A 12,564-nucleotide genomic window follows, 5' to 3' on the forward strand; every position below is an offset into this window, starting at 1 on the left:
CCGGGCCTCAGGCCGGCTGCACCGGGCTTTCTGCGGTGGAGGGCTCCGCCACCGCGTCGTCCCCTTCCGGGATCACCAGCGACAGGATGATCGCCGACAGGCCGCTCAGCGTGATCGGCGTCGCGAAGACCTGGCGGATGAAATCCGGCAGGTGCTGCGTCGCGTCCGGCAACAGGGTCACGCCGAGGCCGAGCCCGAAGGACACGGCCATGATGTAGGCCTTGCGCCGGTCGATCGGCTCGGAGGCGAGGATGCGGATGCCGGCCACCGCGATGGTGCCGAACAGCACCAGCGTCGCCCCGCCCAAAACGGGTTTCGGCACCAGCAGGAAAGCGTTGCCGATTACCGGGAAGAACCCCAGGACGATCAGGATCACGGCGATGATCATGCCGACATGGCGGCTGGCGACGCCGGTCATCTGGATGACGCCATTGTTCTGGGAGAAGGTCGTGTTGGGGAAGGTGTTGAAGATCGCCGCAAGGCCGGAATTGACGCCGTCGGCCAGGATGCCGCCCTTGATCCGCGCCATGTAGAGATCGCCGCGCACCGGCTCGCCGGCGATGATCGAATTGGCGGTCAGGTCGCCCGTCGTCTCGATGGCGGTGATCAGATAGATGAAGGCGATCGGCAGGAACAGCGCCAGGTCGAAGTCGATGCCGTAGCGAAACGGGATCGGCAGCGCGATCAGCGGCCCGCTGCCGGCGCTGGAGAAATCCACCTTGCCCAGCAGCGCGGCGACGACGAAGCCGATGACGAGCCCGGCCAAGATCGCCGAGATCCGCACGGTCGGATTGCGCTGGAAGGTCAAAGCGAGGATCGCCGCCACGACGATGAAGCCGAGCAGCAGGTTGACCGGCTCGCCCAGCGCTTCGCCCGCCGTCGCACCGCCGGCAAAGTCGGTGAAGCCGACCTTGACCAAACTGAGGCCGATGATGGTGATGACGATGCCGGTCACCGTCGGGGTGATGATGCGCCGCAGCCGGCCGACGAACTGGCTGAGGCCGATCTCGACCAGGCAGCCGACGAGGCACAGGCCGAAGATCATCGCCAGGATGTCTTCCGGCGTGCCGCCCCGCCCCTTCACCGCGAAGCCGGCCGCCAGGATCGCGCCGACAAAGGCGAAGCTGGTGCCCTGCACCGACAGCAGCCCCGAGCCGACCGGGCCGAAGCGGCGGCACTGGATGAAGGTGGCGACGCCCGACACGAACAGCGACATGGCGACGAGATAGGGAATGTGCTCGCCCAGGCCGAGGACGCCGCCGATGATCAGCGCCGGCGTGACGATGCCGACGATCGAGGCGAGGATATGCTGGATGGCGGCGAGGATGGCCGGGCCGTTCGGCGGCCGGTCCTCCAGCCGGTAGATCATGCCTGAAAGAGGGGCTGCCGTTTTCTGCGTCATCGCGCTGCTCCGGTCATCATTCCCCTGTCTCCCGCAACCGTCTTAAGGGGCATGGGGAGAGCAATGCAGGAAGCATGCCACGGGCGCGGCGCAACGCCCATGGCCGTCACGCAGAAAGGGCGGCGCCCGTCACGGACACCGCCCTTCAAGATGGATGGATGCCGGCGCCTTGTGGCGCGGCAGGTCTAGATCGAACGCCGACGGAAGCCGCCAAAGATCAGCGATAGGACGAAGAGCACGATCGCGATGAAGAAGATGATCTTCGCAATGCCCATCGCGGTGCCGGCGATGCCGCCAAAGCCCAGAACGGCGGCGATCAGCGCGATGATGAGAAACGTAACAGCCCAACCCAGCATGGCTGGCACTCCTTTGATGTTTGCCTGGCTTACTAACGCGCATCCGCCGAAAAGGTTCGGCGCGTCGCAGCCGCCATCGCCGGAGGGTTAAGCCTTCCTTCTCCCCGTCACTCCCGCTCGCCGTCCCGGATGCGCTCAGCGGCCGAGATGGTAAACCTCCTGCAGCCCGTAGACCGGCGTTGGGATGCCCTCCTGCCGGGCCTTGATCTGCAGCGCCAGATACAGCGAATAATGCCGCGACTGGTGCAGATTGCCGCCATGGAACCACAGGTTCTCCACCTGGGTCGGCTTCCACATGTTGCGCTGCTCGCCCTCCCAGGGACCCGGGTCCTTGGGCGTGTCGGAACCCAGGCCCCAGACCTTGCCGACCTTGTCGGCCACCTCTTGGCTGATCAGGTCGGCGGCCCAGCCGTTCATCGAGCCGTAGCCGGTGGCATAGACGATGAGGTCGGCCGGCAATTCGCTGCCGTCGTCGAGCTTCACGCCGGTCTCGGTGATCTCCTCCACCTGCCCGGCCTTCAGCTTGATCTTGCCGTCGATGATCAGCTGCGAGGCGCCGACATCGATGTAATAGCCCGAGCCGCGGCGCAGATATTTCATGAATAGGCCGGATTCGTCGGCGCCGAAATCGAGCTGGAAGCCGGCCTTCTCCAGATCCCGGTAGAAGTCGGCATCGACCTCGCGGATCTTGTCGTAGATGGGGATCTGGAACTCGTGCAGGATCCGGTAGGGCAGCGAGGCGAAGATCATGTCCGCCTTGTGGGTGGTGATGCCGTTGGCCACCGCCTGTTCGGAATAGAGCGCCCCGAGGCCATGCTCCATCAGCGGGTCGGAGCGCACGATATGGGTGGTCGAGCGCTGCACCATGGTGACGTCGGCGCCGGCCTCCCACAGGGCCGCGCAGATGTCGTGAGCCGAATTGTTGGAGCCGATGACGACAACCTTGCGGTCCTTGTAGGCGTCGGGGCCCGGATGCTGCGAGGAATGGTGCTGCTCGCCGCGAAATCGCTCCATGCCCTTGAACTTCGGCACATTCGCCTTGCCCGACATGCCGGTCGCCATGATCAGCTGCCTGGGCCGCAGCGTCACCTCCTCGCCGTCGCGGTCGACGACCAGCTCCCACTCGCCCTTCGCCGCGTCGTAGCGGGCGCTCTTGGCCGTGGTCTTCGCCCAGTAATTGAGCTCCATGACCTTGGTGTACATTTCCAGCCAGTCGCCGATCTTGTCCTTGGGCGCGAAGACCGGCCAGTTCTTCGGAAAGTCGATATAGGGCAGGTGGTCGTACCAGACCGGATCGTGCAGGCAGAGCGACTTGTAGCGCTTGCGCCAGCTGTCGCCGGGCCGGTCGTTCTTCTCGATAATGATGGTCGGCACGCCGAGCTGGCGCAGCCGCGCGCCGAGCGCAATGCCGCCCTGGCCGCCGCCGACGATCACCGCATAGGGCTGGGTCTCGTAGCCCAGCGTGCGCGCTTCCTCCTCGCGCTTTTCCAGCCAGCTCTTGCGGTTCTTCGCCGCCCCGTGCTCGGCGCCGGCCGGCCGGCGCTCGTGCGACGGCTCCTCGAAGCCCTTGAGCTCGGTCATCGCGGTGAGCAGCGTCCAGGCCTTGCCGTCCTTCAGCCGCAAGACGCCCTCGCCGCGGGCGACCTCGGTCTCGAAGACGAACCAGGCGGTGGTCACGCCGCCGTCCTCGGTCGGCTCCTCCGACAGGGTGAAGCCGCGCGGGCCGGTCGCACCGAGTTGCGCGGCCAGCATGTCGCGCACGCCCGCCGGCCCCTCCACCGTCTTGATGTTCCAGGTGAAGGTGACGAGGTCGCGCCAGAAGCTGGTTTCAGCAAACAGCTCGGCGGCGGCATCGATGTCGCCGGCCGCCAGGGCATTCTCGAAGGCCGACAGCCAACCTTCGGCGGCGGTCCGGGCAGCGCTCGGTTCGGCCGTCACCGGCCGTTCAATGGTCTCGCTCATGGTTCCTCCCCTTGCGCGGTGCTCGGGGAGAGGATTGCCGCGCGACCCCGGCTTGTCCATCATGCGGCTGCGAAACGCAGGCGCAGCAAAAGCGGCAGCTCCCGCCGGCTTTCGCACACCCAATGCCGCGCACATGGAGGCGATCGCGGCTCTGTCTTTCCGAGAGCCGACCGCGCATGGCGCGGCCGGTTGCCGTCAGATCTGGCCGGGCAGGATGCGGTCCGGCGGGCGGTGGCCGTCCATCAGCGTGCGGATGTTGATGATCACCTTCTCGCCCATCTCGATGCGCGCCTCGATCGTGGCCGATCCCATATGGGGCAGCAGCACGACCTTGTTGTCGCGGGCGAGCTTCATCAGCTTGCGGTCGACCGCCGGCTCCTCCTCGAAGACGTCGAGCCCGGCGCCGGCGATGCGCTCCTGCTCGATCAGCTTCACCAGCGCCTTCTCGTCGATGATCTCGCCGCGGGCGGTGTTGACGATGAAGGCATGCGGCTGGATCAGCGCCAGCCGCCGCGCCGACAGGAGATGATAGGTCGCCGGCGTGTAGGGGCAGTTGACCGAGATGATGTCCATGCGGGCCAGCATCTGGTCGAGGCTCTCCCAGTAGGTGGCGCCGAACTCGGCTTCAGTCTTGGGGCTGACCCGGCCGCGATTGTGATAGTGGATCTCCAGCCCGAAGGCCTTGGCCCGCCGGGCGACGGCGGTGCCGATCCGGCCCATGCCGAGAATGCCGAGCTTCTTGCCGGAGATGCGGCTTCCCAGCATCCATGTCGGCGACCAGCCCGGCCATTTCTCGTCGCCTAGGAGCCGCATGCCGCCTTCCACCAGCCGCCGCGGCACCGCCAGGATGAGCGCCATGGTCATGTCGGCGGTGTCCTCGTTGAGGACGTTGGGCGTGTTGGTGACGAGGAGGTTGCGGTTCAGCGCCGCCTGGATGTCGATATTGTCGACGCCGTTGCCGTAATTGGCGATCATCTTCAGCCGCGGGCCGGCCTGCTCGATCACCGCCCGGTCGATGCGGTCGGTGACGGTCGGCACCAGGACGTCGGCCTCGCGCACGGCGGCGACGAGGGCCGGCTGCTCCATCGGCCGGTCGGTCTCGTTGAACCGCACGTCGAACAGCTCGGCCATGCGCCGTTCGATCGGCGCCGGCAATTTGCGGGTAATGATCACAAGCGGCTTTTCGCGTGACGCCATCGGCCGCGCTCCTCCCCAAATCAAGACGATATTAACCGAAACGAACGATCATTCGACCCCGGAGCCGAGGGCCCTCCCTAGCAAGGCGGCAGGCGAAAACAAAGCGCTGCGCCTGCCGGGGTCCCGGCCGCTGGAAGACCCCGGCGCCGCCTGACCGCGCGCGCCCCGTGCATCTTGTCGTCTGGAGTTTGCGATGCCGTTCTTCGCCCGTTTTCGCCGTCCGCTGCTGGCGCTTGCCGGCGCCGCCGTGCTCTTCACCGGCGCCGCCCCCCTGCCCGTTGCCCATGCCGTCGAGCTGGGGCCGGTCTCCAAGCTGCCGCTGCCGCGTTATGTCAGCCTCAAGGCCAGCCGCGTGAACCTGCGGATCGGTCCGGGACGCGACTATCCGGTGACCTGGCTGTATCTCAAGGAAGGCCTGCCGGTGGAGGTCATCCAGGAATACGAGCTATGGCGCCGTATCCGCGATTCCGAGGGCACCGAGGGCTGGGTCTATCACTCGCTCCTGTCCGGCGACCGCACCTCGATCGCCGCCCCCTGGCTGCGCGGCAAGGCGACGATGATCGACATTCACAACAGCCCCGCCACCGACGCGCCGCTGGTGGCGCGGATCGAACCGGGCGTCGTCGCGGGCGTGAAGACCTGCACGGCCGGCTGGTGCGAACTCAAGGTCGCCGACCGCGACGGCTATGTCCGCCAGCAGGAGATCTGGGGCGTCTATCCGGACGAGCGCTTCGAGTAGCCGCAATCCTCTTGCGTCAGCGCCGGCCACGGCCGGCGCCAGACATGAAAAAAGCCCGGATCGCGACCGCGATCCGGGCTTTTGTCGTTCCTCGGGATGGACCTGTCGTCGGCGCCTATTCGGCGGCCTGGTCCAGCGCCTTCTTGCGGCGCAGGCGTACCACCACGTCGACATTGACGATTTCCATGCCCTCCGGCGCCTCCGGCAACCGGTCGAGCCGCAGCCCGCCATCGGGAATGTCGATCATCGAATTGTCGTCCTCGACGAAGAAGTGATGATGATCGGAGGTGTTGGTGTCGAAATAGGTGCGCTGGCCCTCTGCCGAGAGCGGCCGCACGAGGCCCGCATCGGTGAACTGGTGCAGCGTGTTGTACACGGTCGCCAGCGAGACCGGATCCCCGGCCTTGTGGGCTTCCTCGTGCAGTTCCTCGGCCGAGAGATGGCGGTCGCCGGCGCCGAACATCAGGTTGCACAGGGCCACCCGCTGCCGCGTCGGGCGCAGACCCACCGAGCGAAGGCGCTCGAATACACAGAAGCTCTGGGCGCGCGTCCGGTTTTCCATTGCTGAATGCCACCAGTCTCTTGTTCGTGCGATAAGTGTCCGCAGGCTTACCGAAGGGCCTGCACGACCGCAATATACGTCATCGACATCGCGGTCACAAATGCCGCCCCGCAGAGCCCGCCATAACGGTTGATGGCAGGGCCTAGCCGCAGCCCTTGGTGAAGGCCGCCAGCGCGTCGCCCGACCCTGTCAGCGGCAGGCTGTAGCGCCCGACCGGCCCCGCCACCTCGACGCTGCGGCCCTTGCGCAGCGCCTCGATGAAGCCGGCGCGGGCCGCCAGCGTGCCTTCCGCCACCAGAATCGAGCCGCTGCCCGCATCGCGGGCGATCGTGTCCAGCACGAAGGCCGTGTCGTCGACCGTCGCCACCACCGTATGGGCCTGGCCCGCCTGCAGCCTTCCCGGAAAGCCGGAAAAACGCACCGTCACGCGGCCGGCGCTCGCGCAGCGGAATGTCAGCCCGGTAAAGCCTGCCCCCGCCGTGAAGCCCGCGACCGCGCCGTCGCTGCGCCAGGACTGGCCAAGGGCCGGCGCGACCGCGGCGAGCAGCAGCGCGGCGCCGGCCGACAGGGTGAGAGCGCTGCGGCGCGAAGGGGTGAAAAGGGCGGTCAAAGCGGTGCTGCATCCTGTCGAGGGCGGCGGTCACGGCGCGCGCTGAGGCGGCTTCCTTCGCCCGGTGCTATCGAAATTGCGCGCCATGTACCACAGATAGGCTGGCGAGGACGGCGTTTGCCGGCCGCCATCCTGGCGCGCCGGATACGCCGGGCCCAGCCAAACGGTTTCACCTGTGCGGGTGGCGTGGTATGGGCGCAGCCGACAAGGGCCCATGGCAGGGTCGGGAGAACAGGGCGGACACAAGCGATCATGGCGACGAAGAAGACCTCCTACGATTACGACGACCTCATCGCCTGCGGTCATGGCCAGTTGTTCGGCGCCGGCAATGCGCAATTGCCGCTGCCGCCGATGCTGATGTTCAACCGCATCACCGAGATCGACGAGACGGGCGGCGAGAACGGCAAGGGCATCATCCGGGCCGAGTTCGACGTGAACCCGGACCTGTGGTTCTTCGATTGCCATTTCGAAGGCGATCCGGTGATGCCGGGCTGCCTCGGGCTCGATGCGCTGTGGCAGCTCACCGGCTTCTATCTCGGCTGGCTGGGCGAACCCGGCCGCGGCCGGGCGCTCGGCGTCGGCGAGGTCAAGTTCAGCGGCCAGGTGACGCCGAAGGTCAAGCTGGTCGAATACGGCGTGGAGTTCCGCCGCGTGATGCGCTCGCGCCTGAAGCTCGGCATCGCCAATGGCTGGATGAAGGCCGATGGCGAGGTCATCTACAAGGCCAGCGATCTGCGCGTCGGCCTGTTCACCGACGAGGAAGCGGCTCAGGCCGCCGTCTGATGACGGCGCGGATCCTGGAATCTGGAAGGAGCGGACGATGAAGCGGGTCGTCGTGACGGGTATGGGGATCGTGTCCTCGATCGGCAACAATGTCGACGAGGTGACCGCCTCTCTCAGGGATGCGCGCTCGGGCATCAGCTTTGCCGAGGAATACAAGGAACTGGGGTTCCGCAGCCACGTCCACGGCAAGCCGACGCTGGACCCCACCACCATTCTCGACCGGCGCGCCATGCGCTTCCATGGCGGCGGCACGGCCTGGAACCACATCGCCATGGACCAGGCGATCGCCGATGCGGGCCTCGAGGCCGCCGACATCTCCAACGAGCGCACCGGCATCATCATGGGCTCGGGCGGCGCCTCGACCCAGACCATCGTCCAGGCGGCAGAGACCGCCCGCGAAAAGGGCCCGAAGCGCATCGGACCGACGGCCGTCCCGAAGGCGATGTCCTCCACCGCCTCGGCGACGCTGGCCACCTGGTTCAAGATCAAGGGCGTCAACTACTCGATCTCGTCGGCCTGCTCGACCTCGAGCCATTGCATCGGCAATGCCTACGAGACCATCCAGATGGGCAAGCAGGATGTGATGTTCGCCGGCGGCTGCGAGGATCTGCACTGGACCCTGTCGGTGCTGTTCGACGCGATGGGCGCCCTGTCCTCGGACTTCAACGACCGTCCGGAGATCGCCTCGCGCGCCTATGACAATGCCCGCGACGGCTTCGTCATCGCCGGCGGCGCCGGTGTCCTGGTGCTGGAGGAATACGAGCGGGCCAAGGCGCGCGGCGCCAATATCGTCGCCGAGCTGGTCGGCTACGGCGCCACCTCCGACGGCGCCGACATGGTCGCCCCGTCGGGCGAGGGCGCGGTGCGCTGCATGCGCCAGGCGATCGGCCATCTCGACGGCCCGATCGACTACATCAACCCCCATGCCACCTCGACCCCGGTCGGTGACCGCATGGAGGTCCAGGCGATCCGCGAGGTCTTCGGCGACAACATCCCGCCGATCTCCGGCACCAAGTCGCTGACCGGCCACAGCCAGGGCGCCACCGGCGTTCACGAGGCGATCTACTCGCTCCTGATGATGAAGCACGGCTTCCTCGCCAAGAGCGCCCATATCGACGAACTCGATCCCGAGTTCGAGGGCATGCCGATCCTGCGCGAGCGGGTCGACAATGCGAAGATCGACCGGGTCCTGTCGAACTCCTTCGGCTTCGGTGGCACCAATGCCTGCCTCGCCTTCCAACGCGTGACGGATTGAGGTTGAAGGGCACATGACCGATCTGATGAAAGGCAAACGCGGGCTCATCATGGGCGTCGCGAACCACAATTCCATCGCATGGGGCGCAGCCAAGGCGCTGGCGGCCCAGGGCGCGGAGATCGCGCTGACCTATCAGGGCGAGGCCTTCGGACGGCGCGTGCGCCCGCTTGCCGAGGAGATCGGCAGCAAGCTCGTCATCCCCTGCGACGTCGAGGACACCGAATCGCTCGACCAGGTCTTCGCGACGCTGAAGGAAGAATGGGGCACGATCGACTTCGTCCTCCACGCCATCGCGTTCTCCGACAAGAGCGAGCTGAAGGGCCTCTACGCCGACACGACGCGGGAGAACTTCACCCGCACCATGCTGATCTCCTGCTTCTCCTTCACGGAGGTCGCGAAGCGCGCCGCGGAGATCATGACCAATGGCGGCTCGATGGTGACCATGAGCTACGGCGGCGCCGTGCGGGTCATGCCGAACTACAACGTCATGGGCGTCGCCAAGGCCGCGCTCGAAGCCTCGGTGCGCTATCTCGCCGCCGATTTCGGGCCGCGCAACATCCGGGTGAACAGCGTGTCAGCCGGACCGGTGCGCACGCTGGCCGGCGCCGGCGTCTCCGACGCCCGGCTGATGTTCAACTTCCAGCGCCGCAACGCGCCGATGCGCCGCAACACCTCGATCGAGGAAGTCGGCGGCGCGGTTCTCTACCTGATGTCGGAGCTGTCCAACGGCGTCACCGGCGAGATCCACTACGTGGATTCGGGCTACAACATCATGTCGATGCCCTCGCTCGAAGAGCTGAAGGCCCAGGAACACCGCAAGGCGGTGGTCGAGGGCGAGGACGAGAGCGGCGGCAAGTAGCCGCCCTCCCCCACTCACTGCCTCAAAGCCTATCGCCGGTAGGGCGCGGTCGCCGCGAGCCATTCGCGCGCCCGCGCTTCCGGGTCCTCGGCCCGGGTGACGTCGGTGACCACCGCGGCGCTGTCGGCCCCCTGCGCGAAGACCTGCGGCAGCCGCTCCACGGTGATGCCGCCGATCGCCACCAGCGGCAGATCGCCGATGCGCTGGCGCCAGACGCCGAGGCGCTCGGGCGTCTGCGGCGCCCATTTCATCACCTTCAGCTTGGTCTGCCAGACCGGCCCCAGCGCGACGTAATCGGGCTCTGCGGCCAGCGCCACGGCGAGTTCGGCGCTGTCATGGGTGCTGACGCCGAGCTTCAGGCCGGCGGCCCGGATCGCCGCGCGGTCCGCATCGGCGAGGTCCTCCTGCCCCAGATGGACGACATCGCAGCCCTCCTCGATCGCCAGCCGCCAGAAATCGTTGATCACCAGCAGGCAGCCATGGGCGGCGCAGACATCGCGCGTGCGGCGGATCTCCCGGCGCAGCCGTGCGGTGTCCATGTCCTTGGCGCGCAATTGCAGGAGCTTCACCCCGACCGGCACCAGCCGCGCGGCCATCTCGGCATCGTCGACGATCAGGTAGAACGGATCGAGCCGCAGCCTCGTCCCCGTCCGCTCTGCGACCCCACCTTCCTCGGCCCGGCTCATCGCGAATCTCCCGGTCCGCCGACATCGCCGAGCATTGCCTGCCCCAGCATCGGGGTCGAGGGCGCAGCCATGTCGCGCGGCGCCATCGGGTCCGCCTCGAAGGCCAGCCTTCCGGCTTCAACCGCCAGGGCAAAGCCCCGCGCCATCGCCACCGGATCGCCGGCCTTGGCGACCGCCGTGTTGAGGAGCACGCCGTCATAGCCGAGCTCCATGGCGGCGGCGGCCTGCGACGGCAGGCCGAGCCCGGCATCGACCACCAGCGTCACGTCGGGAAAATGCGCCCTGAGCTGGCGCAGGCCGTAGCGGTTGTTCAGGCCGAGCCCCGAGCCGATCGGCGCGCCCCAGGGCATCAGCACCCGGCAGCCGGCCTCGACCAGCCGGTCGGCCACCGACAGATCCTCCACCGTATAGGGCAGCACCTTGAAGCCCTCGCCGGCCAGAATACGCGCCGCCTCCACCAGCCCGAACACGTCGGGCTGCAGGGTCTCGGCGTCGCGCACCACCTCCAGCTTGATCCAGTCGGTGCCGAAGATCTCGCGGGCCATCTGCGCCGTCGTCACCGCCTCGCGGGCCGAATGACAGCCGGCCGTGTTGGGCAGGATGTCGAGGCCGAGGCCGCGGATCAGCTCCCAGAAGGCCTGGCCGGCCCGCGCCTCGCCGGATTCGCGGCGCAGCGAGACGGTGACGATACCGGCCCCGGACGCCTTGATCGCATCGGTCATCATCTGCGGCGAAGGATAGAGCGAGGTGCCGAGCATCAGCCGCGAGGCGATGCGGCGGCCATAGATGTCCATGCCGGTCACGGCGCGCGCCGTATCGGTGTCGATCGTGTCCATGCTCAGCCTCCCTTCATCGGGGCGATGATCTCGATGGCGTCGCCCTCGGCGAGGCGCACCGTCCCGCGTTCGGTCTTCGGCACGAAGTCGCGGTTCAGCGCCGTGGCGACCACGGCGCCCTCGTAACCCAGTTCGACGAGCGCCCGGTCGAGGGTGGCGGCCTCGACGCTGCGCTCCTCGCCATTGACGGAAATTCTCATGATGCGTCCTTCAGCGTCTCTGCGAAGATTTCGGCGGCGGCCTCCGCCGCCATGGCGGGCGACAGCAGGAAGCCGTGGCGGTACAGCCCGTTCAGGCTGACCACCCGGCCGCTCCGCGTCACCTTTGGCAGATTGTCGGCATAGGAGGGCCGCAGGCCGGCGCCGGTCTCCACCAGCTCGGCCTCGGCGAAGGCCGGATGCAGCGCATAGGCGGCGTTCAGCAGCTCGACGGTGCCGCGCAGGGTGATGCCGCGATCGTCGTCGCTTTCCAGCATGGTCGCGCCCACCATGAACAACCCGTGGGCGCGCGGCACGACATAGATGGGCGAGCGCGGATGCAGCAGCCGCACCGGCCGCGACAGCGAGACCTCGTTGGTGCGCAGCAGCACCATCTCGCCGCGCACAGCCCGCAGTCGCGGCAGCTCCGGTCGCGCCGCAATGCCGCGCGCATCGACGATGCGATCATGGTCGAGATCGGCGGCCGTAACGCGCCGGCCGAAATGCAGCGCCACGCCACGCTCGCGCAGCCGTTCCGCCAGCGCCTCCAGCGTGCAGCGCGGATCGAGATGGGCTTCCTCGGCAAAGAACAGGCCCTCGCCGAAGCGGCCGGCGAGATCGGGCTCCAGCGCGGCGATCCGCTCGGCGTCGAGCCGCTCATGGCCGCGCGTGCGGCGGGCGAAGCGGGCAAGGTCCGCGCGGTCGCGCCAGGGTGCCAGCACCAGCGTGCCGTGGCGCGCGACGTCCGGCACATGGCGCGACCACCAGTCGATCCCCGCCAGACCCGGCGCCACGATGGCCGGATCGGCGCTCTCGGCCTCACAGCGCGGCGCCAGCATGCCGCCGGCCAGCCACGACGCCGCGGCCACGCCCAGTTCGGGCGCCGCCTCGTACAGCGCGACGTCGGCGCCCCGCTCGGCGAGTTCCAGCGCAGCGACAAGCCCGGCAACGCCGGCCCCGATGACGGCAACCCGCATGGTCAGGCCCCGCCGATGCGGCAGGCGTCGTGCGAACAGGCGACCCGGTCGGCCATTGTCTCGGTCCTCCTCGACGCGTCTCGGAGATCCGGCTGATGGGCAGGGGAAAGATCGGCGGCGCGGCGCTCGCCTGCGGCAAACCG

Annotated in this window: 14 protein-coding genes; 4 read left to right on the forward strand and 10 right to left on the reverse strand. The window is 67.8% G+C overall.

Annotated elements, in window-relative coordinates; all coding sequences use genetic code 11:
* Positions 1 to 7: 7 nt before the first annotated feature.
* From ACEQX1_RS13470 to ACEQX1_RS13485, 4 genes are all read right to left on the reverse strand, one after another.
* The gene (locus ACEQX1_RS13470; RefSeq protein ID WP_370195269.1) at positions 8 to 1,402 is read right to left on the reverse strand and encodes a uracil-xanthine permease family protein; all 1,395 of its coding nucleotides are present in this window, start codon (positions 1,400 to 1,402) and stop codon (positions 8 to 10) included.
* A 185-nt stretch (positions 1,403 to 1,587) separates the two neighbouring features.
* On the reverse strand, positions 1,588 to 1,758 hold the full coding sequence (locus ACEQX1_RS13475; protein WP_024349537.1) for a DUF1328 domain-containing protein: 171 nt from the start codon (positions 1,756 to 1,758) through the stop codon (positions 1,588 to 1,590).
* Between the two features lie 135 nt (positions 1,759 to 1,893).
* Positions 1,894 to 3,720 carry an NAD(P)/FAD-dependent oxidoreductase gene (locus tag ACEQX1_RS13480; protein ID WP_370196925.1) on the reverse strand — a complete coding sequence of 609 codons (1,827 nt, stop codon included), beginning with the start codon at positions 3,718 to 3,720 and terminating at the stop codon, positions 1,894 to 1,896.
* Positions 3,721 to 3,915: 195 nt separating this feature from the next.
* Positions 3,916 to 4,917 carry a D-glycerate dehydrogenase gene (locus tag ACEQX1_RS13485; RefSeq protein WP_024349535.1) on the reverse strand — a complete coding sequence of 334 codons (1,002 nt, stop codon included), beginning with the start codon at positions 4,915 to 4,917 and terminating at the stop codon, positions 3,916 to 3,918.
* Between the two features lie 193 nt (positions 4,918 to 5,110).
* Between ACEQX1_RS13485 and ACEQX1_RS13490 the strand changes: the two genes are divergently transcribed.
* Complete coding sequence (locus tag ACEQX1_RS13490) at positions 5,111 to 5,656, forward strand: SH3 domain-containing protein (RefSeq protein WP_024349534.1); 546 nt, start codon at positions 5,111 to 5,113, stop codon at positions 5,654 to 5,656.
* A 115-nt stretch (positions 5,657 to 5,771) separates the two neighbouring features.
* Here the strand turns inward: ACEQX1_RS13490 and irrA are convergent, their stop codons facing one another.
* Together irrA and ACEQX1_RS13500 are read right to left on the reverse strand one after the other, a co-directional pair.
* Positions 5,772 to 6,218: an iron response transcriptional regulator IrrA gene (gene irrA / locus ACEQX1_RS13495; RefSeq protein ID WP_009211012.1), complete on the reverse strand. Its 447-nt coding sequence runs from the start codon at positions 6,216 to 6,218 to the stop codon at positions 5,772 to 5,774.
* Between the two features lie 142 nt (positions 6,219 to 6,360).
* Positions 6,361 to 6,828 carry a hypothetical protein gene (locus ACEQX1_RS13500; RefSeq protein ID WP_370195272.1) on the reverse strand — a complete coding sequence of 156 codons (468 nt, stop codon included), beginning with the start codon at positions 6,826 to 6,828 and terminating at the stop codon, positions 6,361 to 6,363.
* A 252-nt stretch (positions 6,829 to 7,080) separates the two neighbouring features.
* Here ACEQX1_RS13500 and fabA point away from each other — a divergent pair, with 252 nt between their 5' ends.
* The 3 genes from fabA to fabI are packed head-to-tail and all read left to right on the forward strand — an operon-like array spanning position 7,081 to position 9,725.
* Positions 7,081 to 7,611 (forward strand): 3-hydroxyacyl-[acyl-carrier-protein] dehydratase FabA, encoded by a 531-nt coding sequence (gene fabA, locus ACEQX1_RS13505; protein WP_370195273.1) that lies wholly within the window; start codon positions 7,081 to 7,083, stop codon positions 7,609 to 7,611.
* A gap of 37 nt (positions 7,612 to 7,648) precedes the next feature.
* Positions 7,649 to 8,866 carry a beta-ketoacyl-ACP synthase I gene (gene fabB / locus ACEQX1_RS13510; RefSeq protein WP_188077849.1) on the forward strand — a complete coding sequence of 406 codons (1,218 nt, stop codon included), beginning with the start codon at positions 7,649 to 7,651 and terminating at the stop codon, positions 8,864 to 8,866.
* Between the two features lie 13 nt (positions 8,867 to 8,879).
* Entirely contained in the window at positions 8,880 to 9,725 is an 846-nt protein-coding gene (fabI, locus tag ACEQX1_RS13515; protein ID WP_024349530.1) for an enoyl-ACP reductase FabI, read from the forward strand.
* A 29-nt stretch (positions 9,726 to 9,754) separates the two neighbouring features.
* On the opposite strand, the gene ACEQX1_RS13520 is transcribed toward fabI, so the two are convergent.
* From ACEQX1_RS13520 to thiO, 4 genes are read right to left on the reverse strand one after another with little or no spacing between them, the layout of a single operon-like run.
* The gene (locus tag ACEQX1_RS13520) at positions 9,755 to 10,363 is read right to left on the reverse strand and encodes a thiamine phosphate synthase (protein WP_370195288.1); all 609 of its coding nucleotides are present in this window, start codon (positions 10,361 to 10,363) and stop codon (positions 9,755 to 9,757) included.
* Positions 10,364 to 10,407: 44 nt separating this feature from the next.
* Positions 10,408 to 11,205 (reverse strand): thiazole synthase, encoded by a 798-nt coding sequence (locus ACEQX1_RS13525; RefSeq protein WP_370196932.1) that lies wholly within the window; start codon positions 11,203 to 11,205, stop codon positions 10,408 to 10,410.
* Between the two features lie 44 nt (positions 11,206 to 11,249).
* On the reverse strand, positions 11,250 to 11,447 hold the full coding sequence (thiS, locus tag ACEQX1_RS13530) for a sulfur carrier protein ThiS (RefSeq protein ID WP_228241519.1): 198 nt from the start codon (positions 11,445 to 11,447) through the stop codon (positions 11,250 to 11,252).
* On the reverse strand, positions 11,444 to 12,421 hold the full coding sequence (thiO, locus tag ACEQX1_RS13535; RefSeq protein WP_370196926.1) for a glycine oxidase ThiO: 978 nt from the start codon (positions 12,419 to 12,421) through the stop codon (positions 11,444 to 11,446). The genes thiS and thiO overlap by 4 nt, the downstream gene beginning before the upstream one ends.
* Positions 12,422 to 12,564 lie beyond the last annotated feature (143 nt).

Origin of the sequence: Aurantimonas sp. (genome assembly GCF_964217435.1) — a bacterium.
GTDB classification, from domain to species: Bacteria; Pseudomonadota; Alphaproteobacteria; order Rhizobiales; family Rhizobiaceae; genus Aurantimonas; species Aurantimonas coralicida.